The organism is Flavobacterium sp. (assembly GCF_039595935.1).
In the GTDB taxonomy this organism is placed as follows: domain Bacteria; phylum Bacteroidota; class Bacteroidia; order Flavobacteriales; family Flavobacteriaceae; genus Flavobacterium.
Map to the genome: position 1 here is coordinate 806,524 of NZ_JBCNKR010000004.1, position 19,634 is coordinate 826,157.

Annotated in this window: 15 protein-coding genes; 11 read left to right on the top strand and 4 right to left on the bottom strand. The window is 41.9% G+C overall.

What is annotated here, in order from left to right; genetic code table 11:
• Nucleotides 1-115 precede the first annotated feature (115 nt).
• The 5 genes from ABDW27_RS03600 (at nucleotide 116) to ABDW27_RS03620 (ending at nucleotide 5,862) form a co-directional block, all read left to right on the top strand.
• On the top strand, nucleotides 116-3,370 hold the full coding sequence (locus ABDW27_RS03600; protein WP_179005237.1) for a PAS domain S-box protein: 3,255 nt from the start codon (nucleotides 116-118) through the stop codon (nucleotides 3,368-3,370).
• Nucleotides 3,360-3,803, top strand: a complete 444-nt coding sequence (locus ABDW27_RS03605; RefSeq protein ID WP_223704583.1) for a response regulator — start codon at nucleotides 3,360-3,362, stop codon at nucleotides 3,801-3,803. Before ABDW27_RS03600 ends, ABDW27_RS03605 begins: the two co-directional genes overlap by 11 nt.
• A gap of 305 nt (nucleotides 3,804-4,108) precedes the next feature.
• Nucleotides 4,109-4,330 carry a hypothetical protein gene (locus ABDW27_RS03610; RefSeq protein ID WP_343694642.1) on the top strand — a complete coding sequence of 74 codons (222 nt, stop codon included), beginning with the start codon at nucleotides 4,109-4,111 and terminating at the stop codon, nucleotides 4,328-4,330.
• On the top strand, nucleotides 4,302-4,658 hold the full coding sequence (locus ABDW27_RS03615) for a YciI family protein (protein ID WP_179005235.1): 357 nt from the start codon (nucleotides 4,302-4,304) through the stop codon (nucleotides 4,656-4,658). The genes ABDW27_RS03610 and ABDW27_RS03615 overlap by 29 nt, the downstream gene beginning before the upstream one ends.
• The gene (locus ABDW27_RS03620) at nucleotides 4,648-5,862 is read left to right on the top strand and encodes a DUF6596 domain-containing protein (RefSeq protein WP_179005233.1); all 1,215 of its coding nucleotides are present in this window, start codon (nucleotides 4,648-4,650) and stop codon (nucleotides 5,860-5,862) included. Before ABDW27_RS03615 ends, ABDW27_RS03620 begins: the two co-directional genes overlap by 11 nt.
• Nucleotides 5,863-6,082: 220 nt before the next feature.
• On the opposite strand, the gene ABDW27_RS03625 is transcribed toward ABDW27_RS03620, so the two are convergent.
• A complete protein-coding gene (locus ABDW27_RS03625; RefSeq protein WP_179005231.1) occupies nucleotides 6,083-6,637 on the bottom strand; it encodes a fasciclin domain-containing protein in 555 nt (184 codons plus the stop codon).
• 286 nt (nucleotides 6,638-6,923) lie between these two features.
• Between ABDW27_RS03625 and ABDW27_RS03630 the strand changes: the two genes are divergently transcribed.
• The 4 genes from ABDW27_RS03630 to ABDW27_RS03645 all read left to right on the top strand — a co-directional run bounded on the left by ABDW27_RS03630 (nucleotide 6,924) and on the right by ABDW27_RS03645 (nucleotide 11,979).
• Entirely contained in the window at nucleotides 6,924-7,670 is a 747-nt protein-coding gene (locus ABDW27_RS03630) for a ferritin-like domain-containing protein (RefSeq protein ID WP_179005229.1), read from the top strand.
• Nucleotides 7,671-7,695: 25 nt separating this feature from the next.
• Nucleotides 7,696-8,508, top strand: a complete 813-nt coding sequence (locus ABDW27_RS03635; protein WP_179005227.1) for a ferritin-like domain-containing protein — start codon at nucleotides 7,696-7,698, stop codon at nucleotides 8,506-8,508.
• 238 nt (nucleotides 8,509-8,746) lie between these two features.
• The gene (locus ABDW27_RS03640) at nucleotides 8,747-10,531 is read left to right on the top strand and encodes a chloride channel protein (protein ID WP_179005224.1); all 1,785 of its coding nucleotides are present in this window, start codon (nucleotides 8,747-8,749) and stop codon (nucleotides 10,529-10,531) included.
• A gap of 137 nt (nucleotides 10,532-10,668) precedes the next feature.
• Nucleotides 10,669-11,979: a DUF389 domain-containing protein gene (locus tag ABDW27_RS03645; RefSeq protein ID WP_179005222.1), complete on the top strand. Its 1,311-nt coding sequence runs from the start codon at nucleotides 10,669-10,671 to the stop codon at nucleotides 11,977-11,979.
• Nucleotides 11,980-11,984: 5 nt separating this feature from the next.
• Here the strand turns inward: ABDW27_RS03645 and nhaA are convergent, their stop codons facing one another.
• A complete protein-coding gene (nhaA, locus tag ABDW27_RS03650) occupies nucleotides 11,985-13,169 on the bottom strand; it encodes a Na+/H+ antiporter NhaA (protein ID WP_179005220.1) in 1,185 nt (394 codons plus the stop codon).
• 264 nt (nucleotides 13,170-13,433) lie between these two features.
• Here nhaA and ABDW27_RS03655 point away from each other — a divergent pair, with 264 nt between their 5' ends.
• Nucleotides 13,434-13,835: a hypothetical protein gene (locus ABDW27_RS03655; protein WP_179005218.1), complete on the top strand. Its 402-nt coding sequence runs from the start codon at nucleotides 13,434-13,436 to the stop codon at nucleotides 13,833-13,835.
• 1,314 nt (nucleotides 13,836-15,149) lie between these two features.
• The gene (locus ABDW27_RS03660; protein ID WP_276174769.1) at nucleotides 15,150-16,400 is read left to right on the top strand and encodes a T9SS type A sorting domain-containing protein; all 1,251 of its coding nucleotides are present in this window, start codon (nucleotides 15,150-15,152) and stop codon (nucleotides 16,398-16,400) included.
• Between the two features lie 143 nt (nucleotides 16,401-16,543).
• On the opposite strand, the gene ABDW27_RS03665 is transcribed toward ABDW27_RS03660, so the two are convergent.
• Both ABDW27_RS03665 and ABDW27_RS03670 read right to left on the bottom strand, forming a co-directional pair.
• Nucleotides 16,544-17,824 (bottom strand): family 43 glycosylhydrolase, encoded by a 1,281-nt coding sequence (locus tag ABDW27_RS03665; RefSeq protein ID WP_260850313.1) that lies wholly within the window; start codon nucleotides 17,822-17,824, stop codon nucleotides 16,544-16,546.
• A 46-nt stretch (nucleotides 17,825-17,870) separates the two neighbouring features.
• Nucleotides 17,871-19,568 carry a glycoside hydrolase family 2 TIM barrel-domain containing protein gene (locus ABDW27_RS03670; RefSeq protein ID WP_144219298.1) on the bottom strand — a complete coding sequence of 566 codons (1,698 nt, stop codon included), beginning with the start codon at nucleotides 19,566-19,568 and terminating at the stop codon, nucleotides 17,871-17,873.
• Nucleotides 19,569-19,634: the final 66 nt, after the last annotated feature.

A 19,634-nucleotide genomic window follows, 5' to 3' on the forward strand; every position in this document is an offset into this window, starting at 1 on the left:
CATACCGGATGACGAAGTCCGTTCCATCGGAACCGCAACAAAAAATAAAATTGCTTACTTTTACAAAACCAAAACTGTTATCCTGTATGCAGCAGCCCTTCCTAAAACTAGAAAATTGAATCAAGACCCAAATACTTCAGACTTTTACTTTCTTCAAAATGGAGGTGAAGCCGCCGAGCTAATTGAAAATATTGACTGGGAAAGCCATACTTTGGGCACTCCGGACACCTGGCCGGAGAACCTCAAAAACACCATTGCCACAATCGTGTCCTCAAAATTTCCGATGTTTCTCTATTGGGGTGATCAGCTGATACAGTTCTACAATGATGCCTATCGTCCCAGTTTCGGAAATGAGGGCAGACATCCCAAAGCCATGGGACAGAAAGCCGTGGACTGCTGGCCTGAAATATGGGATTTTATCCATCCGCTGATTCAAAAAGTGCTGTCAACGGGAGAAAGCATCTGGTACGACGACCTGCTGCTGCCAATATTCCGAAACGGCAAAATGGAAGACGTATACTGGACTTTCAGCTATAGCCCGATAAGGGACGACCGCCGCCAGATCAAGGGTGTATTGGTAATCTGCAATGAAACCACTGAAAAAGTAAACAGCAGACTTCATCTGCAGCAAAGCAGCGACGAGCTGGAATTTGCCATCAACGCCGCCGAATTTGGGACTTATGACCTGGATCCAAGGACACGGCGCTTTTCTTCAAATGCAAGGCTCAAGGACTGGTTCGGGCTCAAAGCCGATCAGCAGGTGAAACTCGAACATGCCCTGGGGGCAGTCGCAGAGAAGGACCGTCAGCGTGTCACTGAATCAATTAATTATGCACTCCGATATGAATCAGGCGGGCGATACGATATTGAGTATACCATCATCCACCCCATTACCAAAATACCGCGGATTGTGCATGCCCTTGGAAAGGCATGGTTTGACAATACTAAAACCGCATACCGCTTTAACGGCATCCTGCAGGATATCACCCAGCACCGCAAAGCAGCCCAAGAGCTTCAAAAATCAAGACAGCTCACCGATCTTACCATACAGAGCATGGGTTTGGGACTTTTCAGCGTGGATTATGCCGCTGATACCCTTGAGTATTCCGCTGAATTCAGCAGGATCCTCTCTGGAAATTTTAAACCCGGCCTGGGAAGGAAGGATTTCCTCAAATACGTGCATCCCGATGACCTGCATCTGAGAACCGCCGCCATCAAAAGCGGCATGGAAAATGGCACCTTTAACTATGCCCCAAGGGTTATTTGGGACGACGGAAGCATACACCAAATTGCCATATCAGCGGCACGCATCATCAATTCCGAAGCAAAAGCACCGATGTTCTCCGGAACGGTCGCCGACATCACCGAGAAGGAAAACAGCCGTCTGGCCCTTGAGCAGGCACAGTCACGTCTTGAGATGACCAAGCGGGAGGCAGACCGCCATTTTTCAAATGTAACCGACAGCTCCCCTACCGGGTTATGGCTTTCCAATCCGCAGGGAATGTTTACCTACTTCAACAAAACCCTTATTGATTTCACAGGGGTGCCCTACCAGGAACTGCTGGAGGGAAAATGGACCTGGGTCATTGCCGAGCAGGACTATAAAAAAACCAAAGAAGCATACCTTAAGGCACTGGAGCAGAAAAGCCATTTCGATGTGCTTTTCCGGGCAAGGAAAAACAATGGGCAGCTGATCTGGTGCCGCGCCGCCGGCGACCCTTTTTATGATGCCGACGGACAGTACGGCGGCTACGCCGGGTTCTGCATGGACATCGATGAAATAATTTCCGTGCGCCAGGCCGTTATTGAAAGCCAGAACCAGCTCACCTCGATGATCGAGCAGTCCCCCGTGGGGATCTGCCTCTTTACAGGACTGGATATGAAGATCGAAATTGCCAATGATATAATGATTGGATACTGGGGCAAGGACAGCTCCGTGATAGGGCTTCCCATGGAAGAAGCTGTTCCCGAATTAAGGGGGCAGCCTTTTATGGATATCCTGCAGCAGGTCTACCGTACAGGCGAAACCTATTACGGCCATTCCGTACCGGCGGACCTGAAGCTCAACGGAAAAATCAGCACCTATTATTTTGAGTTTACCTATACCCCGATCCGCGACTCCAAAGGCACGATTTACGGGGTTATGGACATTGCCATTGACGTTACCGATCAGGTCATCGCCACCAAAAAACTCGAAGAGACAAGGATGGCGCTCGCAGGGGCTATTGAACTGGCCGAACTCTCCACATGGACGCTCGATGCCGAATCTAAAACCATTACCTGTTCGGACCGTTTTAAGGAGTGGCTCGGTTTAAGCGCCGGCACCGCAGACCGGGAAGAGTTCCTGCAGCGCATCAGCGAACCCTACAGGCATAAAGTTGCCGCGGCCCTGGAAGAGGCCCTCAGCGGTTCGGCCGAACAATTTTATGATTATGAATTTCAGATTGTAAACAAAATAACAGGACAGCAGCGCATTATCCATGCCAACGCCCAGGTGCAGTACGGCAAGGATGATGTGGTAAAATCACTCAGCGGCACGGCGCAGGACGTGACCAAAGAAAAGGAACTCCAGCAGGAGCTTACCTTCAAGGTAAAGGAGCAGACCGCCGAGCTGCAGACTAAAAATGCCGAACTCGAGGCCAACAACCGCGAGCTTTCGCAGTTTGCCTATATCGCCTCCCACGACCTGCAGGAACCCATAAGAAAAATCAGCGTTTTTACCGATCTGCTGCAGAACAATCTGGGAAAGAACCCCGAGAAGGTAAATACTTATATCGACAAGATCAGCTCTTCTTCCAGAAGGATGGAGAACCTCATTAAGGATGTGCTGCAGTTTTCAAAGCTCACCCATATTTCACATCAATTTGTACCGGTAAACCTCAATACAGTGCTCAGCGAAATATTGGCAGATTTTGAACTGGTCATCGAACAGAAAAATGCCCAGGTAAGCATCGGGCAGCTTCCCCTCGTGCAGGCCATACCGCTTCAGATGTCACAGCTTTTCGGCAATCTGCTCTCCAATGCCCTGAAATATACCAAGCCCGGCACCAGGCCCGAAATCAGCATTAACGCACAGCCTGTTCCAGAAGCTCAACTCAGGCTGCATGCACTGGATCTGGAACTTCCCTATATCAAAATAGAAGTGCGCGATAACGGCATTGGATTCTCACAGCAGTACGCCGAACAGATTTTCAATATCTTCCAGCGCCTGCATGGAAACGACCAGTATTCAGGCACCGGAATCGGCCTTGCCATGTGCCGCAAGATCATGCAGAACCATAATGGTGAAATTACTGCCGCATCGCAGGAAGGCTCAGGCACTGTTTTTACTATTATTATGCCTGCACTGCGCGAAAAAAATGGGGGATGATAAAAAATTAGGAGGGAAAATAGTATATTTACACTCCATTATTATACATATGACGACCATTTTTTTAATTGATGATGATCCAGACGACCGCGAAATCTTTGCTGAACTGCTGGCCGAAGACCATCCCTCAATTGTACTGCAGCAAGCCATAAATGGCGCAGATGCCTTTGAAAAACTTAAATCTGAAAACTTTACAAAGCCGGATTTGATTTTTCTGGACCTCAATATGCCCATAATGGACGGGCGTACCTTCTTGCAGCACATTAAAATGGATCCGGACCTGAAGGATATACCGGTTATCATATATACGACATCCTCAAGTGATCTGGACAGGAATTTTGCCATGGAAAACAAGGCCGCCTTTTTCCTGACCAAACAATATTCGCTGCAGCAGCAGCGAAAGGATATTATGGCGGCCATAAAGAACTTCTAAACTCTTGATTCCCCTTACATTGATCAACGCTATTAAAAAAAGAATTATTTCTTACAAAAAACTCCCTTTTTGAAACTTTTAAGCTATTCTCATGGGGCTTAATTCATTAAGTGCAGACTCTACTTTACTCCAATTCGAACAGCGTAAAATCTTCTCTCAATTTTGCGTCAAAAACTTAAAGCTTTTTTCTGCGGCGCAAAAGCAAAATTTCCTGCCATTTCATCATATTGGACTTACTGTTCCGATTTAAACAGTACTATAAAAAGAAATTTAAAAGCAGATTCATAACTAAAGCATAAAAACTAATGAGATTTAAAAAAATCTCATTAGTTTTATTACAGTTTTTTTTGAATTCAGATGCAGCGTTACCGCAGCTGAAATTTTTAAATGCATCACACACAAGGATCCAAATCGCTGTTTATTTTGAAAAAAAATTAAATAAATGTCCAAAACCGGAACACCCAGATGTCTTTAATGAAATTTTAAAAATAATTTATTATGAAAAAGTTCCTATTATTACTTCATGAAGACATTGAAAAACTAAATGAGCTCTCATCAAAAGAAATGCAGCAGCTGGCTGATGCGCATATGAATTGGGCAGAGAGATTAGCCGCGGCAGGACATTTGATTTCAGGCGACGGACTGCAGGAAAAAAGTGTTTTGATCAGCGGGAAAGACTGCATCATCAAAGACGGGCCTCATCTGGAATCCAAAGAAATTATCGGCGGCTATTATTTACTGCAGGCAGACGATTTAAAAACGGCTGTCGAACTGGCCAAGGAATGTCCTGCCCATCTTTACGGAGGCACTACCGAAATCCGCCAGATAATGGAAATGGAAGAATATGGGCAATGAAATGTTTTTCGGGGAAGAAAGGAATTATCGGGCATTATACGGAAAGCTGTTTGCAGCGTTATTAAATCAGTTTGGTGCAGATTATATTTCTGAAATTGAGGATGCCATTCATAATTCCTTATTAAAATCCTTAAAAATACGCAGCCAGAATACCATCCTGAAAAATATGGAAAACTGGCTTTTCATCGTTGCCCGAAATGACCTGCTGAACCAGATCAAAAAGGATAAAGAAATAAACAGTTTTTCTGCGCAACATATGGAAGGTTATGCGGCGGAAAGCTGCCAGACTGACCTGCGGCTCCAGACCGTTCTCTTTATATCTGCTGTAGAAAATATTTCCAGCCAAGCCAAAATACTCTTTGCTCTTAAGGATATTTTTGGGTTAAGCATATCTGAAATAAGCCGCTGCACCTTGATGGGTAAAGAAGCAGTTTACAAAAGCATTGCCAGGACAAAGAAAAACATCCAGTCCCAATTTAAGGGCAAAACTGTCGAACTGGATTCAATAGCAGCCGTCAGGGAAGATATCGCCAGGGCAGAAGAAATATTTTATGCTGTTTTTAATATAGGCTATGACTGTTTTGATGAAAAGGCCCAAGGGGTTTTCAATGAAGATTTATGCCTGGACGCAATGGCTCTGGCTAAACTTTTATACGGCCGCTATAAGTATGGCTCTACAGGCAGTCTGCTGGCCCTTTTCTGCTTTCATGCCGCAAGAAGTGCAGCCCGGGTTGTCAATGGCAGGCTCATTTCTTTTTTCAGCCAGGACCGCGAAAAATGGAATACGGAACTGATCGCTTTAGGCTTTCATTATCTTAAAAAACCCAAAACCTTAAACCGTTTTTATCTTGAAGCGGTTATTATCAGCAGGTACATGTCCATTGCGGAGCTAACACAAAATGACTGGCTTGATATTGTGAAATTACATGAAATCATGCAGCAGGTCTGCCTGTCTCCTATTGCAAGACTGAACTATTGTTTTTGTCTGGCTAAAATTGGAAAAACGCAGCAGGCGCTGCAGATTCTTTCTCAGATTGAAAAAGAGCTGCCGGCCGAACATATCTATTTTTCTCTGGTAAAAGCTAAAATCCTAAAAGAAACCAGACCTGAAGAGTCCGATTATCTATTCACTTCGGTGCTAAGTAAAATGAACCAGAAAATAAGGAAAGAATACCTGCTGGAAAACGAGTCAGTCGGATTATAAAATAAAAATATTTCAATTGATATTTCTTTTTTGATTTCTACCTTTTCAGATAAGAGACATGATCTCCAGTGCAGGCTTTAGAACTGTATAAAATTAAAAAAACATTACCATTTAAATGCCGTAAGCCTTCACTTATTTTCGCCGGGAAATCCAAACACTGAAAAGCATAAAAAAGCCCCTTTAAAAAAAGGGGCTTATCGCATACAATCTCTTTACAGTATTACATCTTTGGAAGCAGGACAGCATCAACCACATGGATTACACCGTTTGACTGGTTTACGTCCGCTATGGTAACCTTAGACTTATTGCCGTTCTCGTCGCTGATATATAAATCCTTACCCTCCATCCAGGCCGTCAGCGTACCGCCGCTTACTGTTTTCAGCACTGCTTTTCCTTTTCCTGCTTTTATCGCTTTTGCAATATCGGAACTGTTCATCTTTCCTGCAACCACATGATAGGTCAGAATAGTCTGCAGCATTTTCATGTTTTCCGGTTTCAGTAAATTGTCTACTGTTCCTGCAGGAAGTTTGCCGAAGGCTTCATTGGTGGGTGCAAATACGGTGAAAGGGCCTTTTCCCTGAAGCGTCTCTACCAGTCCCGCCGCTTTTACCGCCGCCACAAGTGTGGTATGGTCCTTAGAGTTGACTGCATTTTCTATTATGTTTTTATTTGGATACATTGCTGCCCCTCCCACCATCACGGTTTTCTGGGCGTTCATCGTAAATCCGAATCCCAATGTTAAGACTGCCAAGGCTAAAAATTTTCTAGTTTTCATAATTACATTTTTTTTTAAGTTATAAAGTCATCTACGCTGCAAACTGCTTTATGGTTTTACCACAAAAAGGAATAATCGCGAAAAAATAGGCATAAAAAACACACAGGCTTTAAAAACTGGTGTTTATCCCCAAAAAAAAATATTTACTTTTTATAATTTTTTTTGCCAATTTTTTTTGCCAATTTTTTTTTATTAAAAAACAGCCCCAAATTAAAACCGCATCTTATAAAATTTCGTTAATAACATAATATGATTATGTTATTAACCTTAATAAAAAACCTAGATTATGAAAAACGAAGTTAAAATTCAGCAGGTAAACCCTTCACTTGACAGCAGAAGGAATTTCCTGAAAATCAGCGGTCTCACATTAGCTACAGCAGGTTTGGTTTTGGCCGGATGCAGCGACAATGATAATGACGATAACATGGAGGACACTTCACTTCCGGGAATACGAAACGGTGTATTTGATTTAGGGTCAGGGGATTTCGGCGTGCTTACATATGCCTACGCCCTTGAACAATTAGAAGCAGATTTTTACACTAAAGTGGTGAATGCCTCAAACTTCAATACGGTTTTCAGCAGTTTGGAACGTGAAGTTTTAACAGATCTGTACCACCATGAAGTGGTGCACAGGGATTTCTTTAAAGCGGCATTGACCGGAGCGCTTCCCAATCCGGGCTCTCAGCTGCTTCCCTCTTTAGCCTTTAATTACGGTTCCTTGAATTTCAACAGCCGCACTGAGGTACTGGCCACTGCAAAGGCGCTTGAGGATACGGGAGTGGCCGCCTACAACGGAGCCGGCAGATTGATAAAAACGGCTGACTACCTATTGCTGGCCGGAAAAATTGTTTCTGTAGAGGCCAGACATGCCGCCGCAATAAGAAGCCTGATCAATCCCAATTCAAAAGATTTCGCCGGAGATGATATTGTCAATATGTCAACAGGTCTGGATGACGCAAAAGATCCTTCTAAGATCCTGCCGATTGCCGCGAACTTTATTACTACAAAATTCACGGCCAAATACCTTCCTTAATACTAACTGCTAAAACTTAGAAATTATGAATATCTTAAAATTTATAGAAACTTTTACCGATGATAATTTGATGAAAAGCACCGGCACCCGCAGGGACAGCTTTTCGCAGTTTGGGAATATCGGAAAAAATCTAGCCATGGCATCAATCCCTTTCGGATTATCAGCTCTTACCAGCAAAGCTTTTGCTAAAGACATTACAGCAACTCCGGCAACTCCTATCGGGGCACTCCAGTTTGCATTGACTCTGGAATATCTTGAAAATGAATTTTATGCTATGGCACTGGATTCAGGGGTGATCCCTGCCTCTGAAAACGGCGGACGGGATCTGAAAGTTTTCCAGCAGATTGCAGATCATGAATCCGACCATGTCAAGTTTTTGATTGCAGGACTGGGAGGAACGGCAAGTGCCAATTTTGTTCCAAAACCTACTTTCGATTTTACAGTAGGAGGAGCTTTTGATCCTTTCAATGATTACCCTACCTTTTTAGCGTTAGCGCAGGCTTTTGAGGATACCGGTGTAAGGGCCTACAAAGGCCAGGCGGCCAACTTGATAACAGCACCCGATTTATTGACCGCTGCCTTGCAGATCCATTCTGTTGAAGCGCGCCATGCTTCAGAAGTCAGAAGGCTCAGAGGTCTTAAAGGATGGATTTCCAATTCTGAGAGAGGTGCAGGAATGCCGGCTGCGACACAGGCTGTGTATGATGGAGAAGGTATCACGATGCAGGCAGGGTTCAACACGGCCTCTGCATTTGGAGCCGCGGCAGGATCTGAAGCCTATGACGAACCGCTTACCACCCAGCAGGTGGTCGATATCGCCAACATCTTTATTGTCTGATTTTTACATAAAACGCTTTCATAGTAAAATGAAGGCGTTTTTTTTTCATAAACCCAGGCAGCAACTTCTTGAGGCAGGAATGCTTTTATAAATGGGTAAATCCAGCGCTCCAGCGCAAATGATTTTAAAGGCATTTTAGAGAAAGACATTCAAAATTGGCATTACATTAACATTTTATTCCGGGCATAACCACCCTTCTGGTTTATCTTTGTATTTCCACACAATTCCATCCAGGACAATGTTCAAAAAGCAGCTCATCAAAGCAAAACAGGTATTGATGCTCGGACAGCGGCAGCTCTCCCGCAAACAGTTTATATTTCTCTCAAGTGTTCTTATCGGCATTACCGCATCCTTTGCGGTAATCTTTCTAAAGGCTTTTGCCCACTGGGTATATTCATTTGCAACCTACATCAACGGAACATTAAAATTGAGTTTCCTTAACAGCATACTGCCTGTTGTTGGAATCCTGCTTACTGTTCTGGTAGTGAAAAAAGCATTGGGCGGGACCCTGGAAAAGGGGACTTCACAGATTTTGTATATAGTGGCTAGAAAAGCCAGCATTATCCCTAAAAAGCAGATGTATGCCCAGATTATCACCAGCTCGCTGACCGTCGGACTTGGAGGGTCTGCCGGATTGGAAAGCCCTATCGTGATCACGGGCGCCGCATTCGGTTCCAATTATGCCCAGCAGTTCAGGCTGAGCTATCAGGAGCGCACGCTGCTGATTGGATGCGGGGTGGCAGCAGGCATTGCCGCCGCATTCAATGCCCCCATCGCAGGGGTGCTTTTTGCCATCGAGGTGCTGCTTGTCGATGTGACCATTTCGGCTTTTACCCCCATAATGATTGCCGCGGCCACAGGTGCGCTGGTTTCCGCAATCGTCCTGAATGAAAACATACTGCTGGCTTTCCGCGAAAAACAGACCTTTGACTACCATAATATTCCCTTCTATGTTTTGATGGGGCTTTTCACAGGCTTTACAGCGGTATTCTACGCCCGCAATTTTTTAAGGACCGAACATGCCTTTGCGCATTTAAAATACGGCCCCTATAAAAAAGCACTTATCGGCGCCTGCATTCTGGGTCTCATGATCTTTATATTTCCCACCCTTTTCGGAGAAGGATATGAAAGCATCAAAACTCTTGCTGATAAGGATCCCGGAAGGCTGCTGGAAAACACGCTGTTCTCGGATTTGGCGTCCAATGACTGGATGCTGCTGGGCTTTGTCGGGGCTTCCATGCTGCTCAAAGCTTTTGCCTCAGGCATAACATTGGGAAGCGGCGGCAACGGGGGGAATTTTGCCCCTTCCCTCTTCCTTGGCTCATATGCCGGTTATTTCTTCTCAAAACTTTTAAACCTCTCCGGTCTTACCGATCTGCCTGTGGGCAATTTTACCCTGGTGGGTATGGCCGGGATTCTCAGCGGTCTTTTTCATGCGCCGCTGACCGCCATTTTCCTTATTGCGGAAATAACCGGAGGATACGATCTGATGATTCCCCTGATGATTGTCGCCTCGGTAAGTTTTGCCGTTTCCAAACGTTTTGAAAAGCACTCCCTCGATGTAAAAAACCTGGCCAGAAAAGGAAATGCCTTTACAAGCAATAAGGATTCTAATATCCTCTGCACCCTAGAGATTGAAGACCTGATAAAAAAAGATTATCTGACCGTGGAACCCGATCAGCCGCTTGCAGACGTCGCCGGGCTTCTGGCACATTCCGACCAGGTGATTTTTGCAGCCGTCGATAATGAGAATGAGCTTCGGGGACTGGTTTACTTCAATGACATAAGGGAAGTGATTTTCGATAATCTCAAAACAGAAAGCATTCTGGTCAAGGATATCATGACACAGCCCGTGCAGCCCGTGCATCTTTTTGACAGCATGGAAACGGTGATGAAAAAATTTGAGAAAAGCGGCAAGGTCTTTCTTCCGGTGCTCAAAAACGGAAAATATTACGGCTTCATAACAAAATCAGACGTTCTGGAATCCTACCGCAACAGGCTCAAATCAATGATTTTCGAATAGGGCTTCAACCGCACTTTGGCAGATCAGGCGTCCCTGGCTCTATCTTTTTCCTATTCTGTTTCCAATTAGCAAAATTAGCCTTATCTTAGTAATGCATGCCGCAATTAAGAAAACGCAAACTTTTGAATTTTAAGATTATGAGAATACTAACAGATTTGCTGAACCTTCATGAAGGGGAGGACGACAGGGCAAAAACACTCGAAGCCGTTAAGAAAAACATCACCTTCAAAGGTGCCAATCTCTGGATTCTGGCCTGCGCCATAATCGTCGCCTCGGTCGGGCTCAATGTAAACTCCACCGCGGTGATTATCGGAGCCATGCTGATATCCCCTTTGATGGGGCCGATAGTAGGCGCCGGGTTTGCTTTGGGCATCTATGACTTCTCACTGCTGAAGAAATCACTTAATAACCTGCTTACGGCAACTGCTGTAAGTCTGGCGGTATCCACCCTTTATTTTTACCTGAGCCCCTTTAAGGATGTGCAGTCCGAACTGCTGGCCAGAACCTCTCCCAATATTTACGATATCCTAATAGCCTTCTTTGGAGGCCTTGTGGGGGTTATTGCCGTGACCAGGTCCGAAAAAGGGAACCCGATTCCCGGTGTGGCCATTGCAACAGCACTTATGCCGCCGCTCTGTACGGCAGGTTACGGACTTGCTACCGGACAGTGGAAATTTTTCCTGGGGGCTTTCTACCTCTACAGCATCAACTGTGTCTTTATAGGTATCGCAACCTTTCTGATTATAAAATACCTGAACTACCCTGCCGTAAAGCAGATAGATGAAAGCCATCAGAAAAGGGTCAAATACACCATCGCCTTTCTAATCACTGTTATGCTGGTGCCCAGCAGCTATCTTGCCTATTCGCTTTACAGGGAACAGCAGTTCAAAAAAAATGCGGATCTTTTTATTGAAAATGAGTTTTCCGCCAAAGGATATACCATCGTGTACAGAAAGACGGACTTCAACCCTAAAAACAAAAGGCTCGAACTGGCATTCCTCTCAAAACGCTTTTCTGAAGCAGAAATAAAAGACCTTGCCGGAAGACTCAGCCGGAACAAATACCTGGCCGGCACCCAGCTGCTCATTAGGCAGGACAGTACCGACCGTTTCAATGCCCTGAAGGGAGATATTCTGAACCAGATCAAAAGCAGCGAAAATGAAATGAACCTGAAAGATGTCAGGATCATGCAGCTGGAGAAAGAACTGGCCAGAAACCAATTTGACAGCCGCCAGATCCTCAAAGAAACCCGTGCGCTCTATCCTGCAGTCAATTCATTATCCATCAGCAGAAATACCCTTGTAAGCCCTAAAGACAGCATTACTTCGGTAACGGCTGTTATCTATGACGCATCAAAAGACCTTTCCAAAACAGACAGCGAAAAACTGCAGAAATGGCTCAATGAACGCTTATCGGTAAATGATGTGGAACTCTTCCGCAAACACTAAGCTCCCTAAAATCTCATTTTCTGTTTTCTGCTGTACAGCCGCAGAATGGAGAAGCCTGTGATGCCCGCCGCCGTGGAAGCTGCCAGTATGGCAAATTTGGCTTCGTTCTGCAGCACCGCATCGTTAAAAGACAGTAAAGCAATAAATATCGACATCGTAAAGCCTATTCCTCCCAGCAGTCCAAGTCCTAGCACATGCACCCAGGTGACAGATTCGGGCAGTGCGGCTATTTTCAGCTTTACCGACAGCCAGGACATGATAAAAATCCCGACAGGCTTGCCCAAAAAAAGACCCAGGACTATCCCAAGGCCCAGACTGCTGAAAAGCCCCTGCAACATAGCAGGTTCAAAGGTTATATTGGTATTGGCAAGCGCAAAGACAGGCATAATCAGAAAATTGACAGGACACGCAAGGAAATGCTCCAGTTTTTCAAGCGGCGACTCGGTATCGTCTTCATTGGTTGGTATGGTCATCGCCACCAATACTCCGGCTATGGTCGCATGGACCCCGGAATGATGTATAAAATACCAGATCAATATCCCCGGGAGCAGGTAAAACAGCAGGTTTTTAATACCTGAGCGGTTAAAAATGACCAATAAAACCAGCAATGCTCCCGCATAGCCCAGATACATAAAGTTCAGCTCCGAGGAATAGAATAAGGCTATCACTAAAATTGCAATCAAATCATCGACAATTGCAAGGGCGGCCAGAAAAATCTTCAGCCCAGAAGGCACTCTGCTGCCCAAAAGCGATAAAATTCCAAGTGCAAAGGCGATATCCGTAGCCATAGGAATGCCCCAGCCTTTAGCTGTTTGGGGATCCGAAGCATTAAAAAATGCGTAAATCAGGGCAGGGACCGCTACCCCTCCCGCCGCGGCAAGGACAGGCAGAACCGCATGTGAAAAGGTGGAAAGCTCCCCTTCTATTACCTCCCGTTTAATCTCCAGACCGACCATCAGGAAGAAAACCGCCATCAGCCCGTCATTGATCCAAAGCCCTACAGGATATTTTAAATGAATCCAGGCTGTATTGAATCCCAGTTCAAAGTTAAGGATCCCTTTAAAACCTTCCGACCAGCCAGAATTGGCAATGGCCAAAGACACCAGCAGGGATGTTATCAAAAAAATGCCGCCTGCCGAGGAGGAGCGGAAAAAATGCGCGAATATTTTTAAGTTGATCAGTTTTGTCATATCCGCAAATTTAAAACTTAATTACTGTTATTCCAATCGTAAAATTGAGGATATGAATTGGCCTGATTCAGAAATTGCGGGGCTTATCCAAATCAAAGCTTTGAATGCAAACGATATCAGCACCATATAAATCTCTTTAAATTTTAACAGGGGAATCTAGCTGCTGTTTTTTTTCGTTAATAAAATTTAGAATCATTCTACTGGTTTTCACCAAATAAGAAAAGACATTTTGAATTAATTTTATTTTGAATTAAACCGATGAAAATGAATGCTATTGATAAAGAGTCGCTTCAGGATGCTCTAAAAAGCATAGATGAAAAAATTAACCGGCTGAACAGACAAAAAATAACGGCTTTATTTGAATCCTTGGGTCTGCTTGAAAGAAATGATATTTCCAAAGAATATCTGAACTGGGAAAATGTGCTGATAGTGGTTCCGAGCCGGGATATTTTTAATGAAATAAAAAAATATAAAGATCTGACCTCAAGGCTTGCATTGGTCATAAACACCAATGCCGATCAGATTCATATTTATGATTTTGCTCTTTGGGATAAAAGCATCAGGAACAAGACAAAATTTCAAATCAGGGAACTGCTCAAATCAAATTTTGGCGGCACCGAAAAAATCGCTGAAAAACGTGACTGGGTTAAACTGCTGCTCAAATAAAAAAGGCACATCGAAAACCATTGCACAAATAATTGGTATGCTTCTTTAATGGAGGTCTATAATACTGCCTGTTAAAACTTGCACAGTACTGATTAACTTTTAGAATCTTCAAATCCTAAGACATGTTTTGTATATACTTTTTGATTTAAAACTGCTTAAACTTTAACATTCAGTATCATATTGAAAACTTAAATAAAATGAATTAGTAAAATAAGGGATTGCTTCCTCTTTTTTAGATCATTTAAACCCAACAGGCCATATAAGCCCCAACCTAATCAAAAATTAAAACATATTTTTTTTGGGTTGCCTGCAATTTCACCAAAAATTTAAAAGCGTTTCTAATGGCAATAAACCATCAAAATTTTGTGGAAAAACTTTAATAAAATCTGTTGATTAAAATAAAAAATTAAAACAATCAATAATTGATAAGCGCATCTTCGAATGTATATTGGACATTTTTGAACGGATAAAATATTGAAAATAGATGTTTGACTCTTGGTGCAGAATCGGTGCACGCACATTCAATACACCACCTAATACACTATAAAACAACTACTTGAATCCCTAAGTTCGAAACATTACTAAACATCAAAAATATTATAGCAATCACTCGTTTTAGAATTGCAGCAAAATGATGGCACATGATTTTTTGGAAAATAGAAAGTAAGCAAAATCAAGTGCTAACAAGTTTAGATTCAAAACTATTATACATTACTTTATTTAAAAGCATCTCGCGAATAGCAGCATATTCACTGTATCTATTTCGAACAAGAGATTAAATCTAAAAAGCAGATAACTTTCATGAAAATGTTATAATTACAGCTTCACACATCTAAAATTGACGTGATGGCAATAGACCTCATTCCATCTTTTCCACTTGTTCCCATCATATAACGAGTGAAGTATTGATCGGCGAATAAAAAGATCCTCCACATCATATAGTCCGTCATCGTTTGGAGCGTATTGTACTGTTGCTGCAATTCCTTGAAACCGTCATATCCAGTATCTGCCACTTTTATATAGAAATGTCTTGACAAATATTAGCCAGAAATTTCCCTTTGGATTTTAATATATAATCATCAGGCAGTTCAGGTACATTTAAGAAATATAATCAAAAAAAAATATTTTAACCTACAAACTCCATCCTGCTTGCAAAAGTTGATAAATGATGATCCTGTTCTACAGTATTGCTGAGATATTTTTCTAATTGTTACTATTGTTCAGTTTATATCTAGTCCCGTAAACATTCACTTACACCTTGAAAAAGTAAATTGCGGGACCAAAAAAAGATTATAATTATTTAAACAAAGAATAATGAAACTAAAATTAATTGTACTGCTTACTTTATGTATGTCTCCATTTTTATACTGTCAAGATTGGAATGGTATTCCCGTTCCTGCAAATGCTGGAACAGGAAAAATTTGGAAAATTCAGCCACAGTCTGATGATTTTAATTACACCTATAAAGCGTCCACTAATCAAGCAACGATTGGCGGAAAGTGGACTAACTTTTATCACAACACTTGGGATGGTCCAGGGCCTACAAAATGGAGGTATGAGAATACTACCGTTAGCGGAGGAAATCTGCATGTTTTTGCAACTAGACAGGCAAATGAAACTAAGACTTTTACTGTAGATTGTGATGGAGATAATGTTGCCGAAAGCTGGACTATGGCGGCTACAAGAGCGGGCTGCATTACATCGAAAACAAGGGTAAAGTACCCTGTATATGTAGAAGCGCGTTTTAAAATCGCAAATGCAGTTATGGCTTCTGATATTTGGATGCTTAGTCCAGATGACACCCAAGAAATCGATATCCTGGAAGCATACGGCGGAAAAGCAACTAGAAATGATTGGCTAGCACAACGTTTGCATTTAAGTCACCATGTATTTATTAGAAGTCCGTTTTTGGATTATCAGCCTACCGATGCCAGCACATGGTACACGGGAGCTACAAAAACCTATTGGACAGACAAATGGATTCGTCTTGGTGTGTACTGGGCTAGTCCAACTCGGTTAGAATACTACTTGGATGGTCAATTAGTCAAGGTAATGGACAATCTAGATACTGTGAACGGCAAAGACGGAATAGACCCATTAAATTATACCTCAACAGCTACTCCAAGAACTGCCGCTACACGCACGGGACTGGTAAAAGAAATGGATATCATTATTAATATGGAAGATCAAAACTGGAATGCCTGTAAAGGACGTACTCCTACTGATGAAGAAATTACAAATTTTGACAATCATAATTTCAATATCGATTGGATTCGAATTTACAAACCTGTGACCGATCCAAATTTAGGGAAACAAGATGCCAAGATTGAAGAAAAAAAATTGATGCTATTTCCAAATCCTTTTAAAGATTCTATTCAAATAAATTCAGAAAAAAACATAAGCACTGTCCAAATTTACAGTTTAAGCGGAACTAAATTGTTGGTTGAAAAAATCAATAATACCAATGCTACTATTGCTACTAAAAACTTAAGCGCTGGAATGTATATTGCAAAAATTAACTGGGAAGATGGCACTACAATTTCCCAAAAGGTCATAAAACAATAAAGCTCAAAAATTTCAAACTAAATTTACTTTTCTCGAAAAAAATACAACATTTGAAATCTTGAGCATTAGTAGCGTTGGAGATTAACTATAGATCAGTATCCAACGCTAATTGGATCAATAATGTGAGCTTTTGCATGCTGGATTTAGTTTTTATCCTTTTTTATCCGTTCCAATTGCTCTACTGAAAGTTTTTGCGAAAAATATACTTCTGGTTTCAAAAAGAGATTCGTGTTTTTCATTTTCGGGTCATAGATATCTAAACTTAAATCACAATCAAAACGACCTAGAATACTATAGTTTTTATTAGGACCACCCATATCTGTAAAATGACATAATCCCCAACTTATACCACGTCCGTTGCCGTTACTTGTAAAAGCATCGGGTACATAAGCCCCCGCAGCAGTAGGCAGCAAAGCCGAAACCGAAGCAATATTAAAATTGACTCCATCCTTTGCATATTGGATAGTGTTGCTTTCATTTCCGTTACTTGTAATCAGGGCAGCAATACCCTCTTTAAAAGGAAACAAAGCGGTTTCGTGACCTGAATTGAATAAAGGATTCAAAGGATGCTTAGTGAATGGTCCCAAAGGATTATCGGCCATAGCCAAGCCATTCCCAACTAAATAATCAGGCCGATCACCATAAGCCGCCTTAAAATACAAGTAGATTTTACCTTTATACAATAAAGGATACGGATCATGAATAGAAAATTGATCCCAAGTCCCTTTATCACCATTTTCGACAATTATTTTATTTGCCGCTATCCATGGGCCATCTGGTGAATCAGAGTATGAAGCAGTCACAGGACAATGATCTCCTTTTTTTCCGCTGGCTTCCATAAACCCTTGGTAATACAAATAAAATTTTCCTTCCCATTTTAAAATATCAGGAGTCGCTACTGAGCGCCATCCTACTTGTGGCAGTAAAGGTCTTTCGATTGCCACGCCCTGTTCTTCCCAAGACAAGCCATCTTTACTGGTAGCGTACCATATTTCACATAAATCCCAATCGGTTGAGGGAATGTTTTCGGTACTTTCACTAGCTCTACTAGCACCTACAGGAGCTGTTTCTGTATCTCTTTTAGTGTACCAAACATAGTATTTTCCATTTTCGAAAATAATTTTGGAAGGGTCACGTCTTGAGATTGTTCCGTCTCCATTATGATAATCAAATCCTTTGAGTTCTGTATATTTAAAACTCGAAAAGAGTTCGTTATCCTCCGGTCTTGGAGTTAAATAATTGTCATACAAACGCTCCATAGCCGCACTCAAAGCTCGGTTTGGTTTGGTTTGTGGAATATCCCATGGATAACCGACAATCTCTTTTTGCTTCGAACTTCCACAAGAAGTGGCTAAAAATAAAGTAACTAATCCGATAGAAATTGTGGTCGTAATTCGGTTTTTATTTAAAATAGCTAACATCATTTGTATTTTATTGAGTTTGTAAACTGTTTAATAGTTTTTGTTTAAATTATTCTTCCCATTCTTTATAAAGGGCTTTCAATTGTGCATACGCTTTCTTTTTCTTTTTTCGAAAAGCATCTACAATTCCCCATTCTCTATAACCCGATGTGGGTGTGCCTTTGTAATTACTTCTATAATCATTGTAACTCCATAGCGATACACCCGAAATCCAAGGAAATTGTTTTAATTCCTTGATATAAGTCACCAATTCTTTACGCAGTTCCGAATTGGGTTCATTACCAATCTGGCTTAATCCAATTTCAGAAACAAAAATGGGTTTGCCTTGGAATTTTTCATGTGTTTTTTGCGCCAATACGGGAGCATTTCCATAGCTATTCATCGAAATAAAATCGACTTTTTCGTAAGGTTCGGTGCCAATTTCTCCCTTACGATAAGACGTAATGGTAACATAGGTTTTGAGGCGGGTAGTATCTAAACTAGCCACATAATCGAGCATCTCATTTACATAATCGTATTGGTCTTTAGTCAAAGCTTTTTCGTCCCAGTCTGCTACAGCATCCCGTAATTCGTTCCCCACACTCCAAGCCACCACTGAGGGATGATTAAAATCTCTTTCGATCATATCGGCCATCCATTTTTTGGTTACTGGATTATTTGGAAACGATTGAGGGTCATCATCGCCCCAAACCGGAATTTCTTCAACTAATAGAAAACCATTTTTGTCACAATAATCCAAAAGGTTTTTGGACAAAGGCGCATGCATCAATCTCGAGAACGTACAACCTAAAGACTGAATGTCTTTCATGTCTTTTTTAATCAATCCATCTGGCTCGGTATTGCCGTATTTAGGATGGTCGTGTACCCGATTGACTCCATTCATACGTACCGCTTGATTGTTCAAATAAAACTGTTCGCCACGAACTTCAAACTTTCGAATACCAAAATTATCTTCGGTAACATCCATTTTTTTTCCCTCTACTTGCAGTTCGCTCGTCAATTGGTACAAATTAGGACTATCAAAATGCCAAAATTTAAAATCAGCTAGTTTGCGTTTGAATTTTATTTCAGCAATAGCGGTTGCATTTCGGTTTATTTTTACCGAAACAGGAGCTACATCAATCCCTTTAATTTTGGGTAGAATTTGAGCTGTGGCACTATTGGTACCATTATTTTCCACCTTGTATTTTATAGAAAAATTGATTTCTCCTTTTTCAAAATCAGGTATGGATGCAATATGTTGGTAAACGAAACGCAAATCTTCAGTAGCTACCAACCACACCTCACGGCTAATACCGCCCCAAGCCCACCAAGCGCCTCGTTTGTAAGAGTTATCAGCCATGACAATAATCGAATTGCTTTCGCCTAGTTTTAGAAAAGGAGCGATGTTAAATTCAAAAGGCAAATAGCCTCCAACATGTTTACCTAGTAATTTCCCGTTGACCCAAACCATAGCGGTTTCATAAACAGCTTCAAACTGAACTCTGATTTGTTTTCCTTGCCATTTTTGAGGAACTCTAAAGTCTTTTTGATAATAGCCTTTGCCCACATAAGTTGCATATTTTTCGTGAGTATCCCAATTCCCCGGTACTTGCATAGTATCCCAATTAGAAAAATCCGATTGCAACAATTCTGATTCAGAAAGACTATTCGAAGCCTTAAACTTCCATTTTCCATTTAATGAAATTGTTTGGGCATTAGAAACTATAAAGCCTAAAAATACCAGTATAATTAATTTTGTTTTCATATTTTCAATATTTACGCCTGTTTATTTCCGACCAATAGCTTCCTCTATTCTTTGTTTCTTTCTAGT

Bases quoted from the DNA above. Each gene is read 5' to 3' on its own strand.
- ABDW27_RS03605 (WP_223704583.1), top strand. From the start codon at position 3,360: ATGGGGGATGATAAAAAATTAGGAGGGAAAATAGTATATTTACACTCC.
- ABDW27_RS03610 (WP_343694642.1), top strand. From the start codon at position 4,109: ATGAGATTTAAAAAAATCTCATTAGTTTTATTACAGTTTTTTTTGAAT.
- ABDW27_RS03615 (WP_179005235.1), top strand. From the start codon at position 4,302: ATGAAAAAGTTCCTATTATTACTTCATGAAGACATTGAAAAACTAAAT.
- ABDW27_RS03620 (WP_179005233.1), top strand. From the start codon at position 4,648: ATGGGCAATGAAATGTTTTTCGGGGAAGAAAGGAATTATCGGGCATTA.
- ABDW27_RS03625 (WP_179005231.1), bottom strand. From the start codon at position 6,637: ATGAAAACTAGAAAATTTTTAGCCTTGGCAGTCTTAACATTGGGATTC.
- ABDW27_RS03630 (WP_179005229.1), top strand. From the start codon at position 6,924: ATGAAAAACGAAGTTAAAATTCAGCAGGTAAACCCTTCACTTGACAGC.
- ABDW27_RS03635 (WP_179005227.1), top strand. From the start codon at position 7,696: ATGAATATCTTAAAATTTATAGAAACTTTTACCGATGATAATTTGATG.
- ABDW27_RS03640 (WP_179005224.1), top strand. From the start codon at position 8,747: ATGTTCAAAAAGCAGCTCATCAAAGCAAAACAGGTATTGATGCTCGGA.
- ABDW27_RS03645 (WP_179005222.1), top strand. From the start codon at position 10,669: ATGAGAATACTAACAGATTTGCTGAACCTTCATGAAGGGGAGGACGAC.
- nhaA (WP_179005220.1), bottom strand. From the start codon at position 13,169: ATGACAAAACTGATCAACTTAAAAATATTCGCGCATTTTTTCCGCTCC.
- ABDW27_RS03655 (WP_179005218.1), top strand. From the start codon at position 13,434: ATGAATGCTATTGATAAAGAGTCGCTTCAGGATGCTCTAAAAAGCATA.
- ABDW27_RS03660 (WP_276174769.1), top strand. From the start codon at position 15,150: ATGAAACTAAAATTAATTGTACTGCTTACTTTATGTATGTCTCCATTT.
- ABDW27_RS03665 (WP_260850313.1), bottom strand. From the start codon at position 17,824: ATGATGTTAGCTATTTTAAATAAAAACCGAATTACGACCACAATTTCT.
- ABDW27_RS03670 (WP_144219298.1), bottom strand. From the start codon at position 19,568: ATGAAAACAAAATTAATTATACTGGTATTTTTAGGCTTTATAGTTTCT.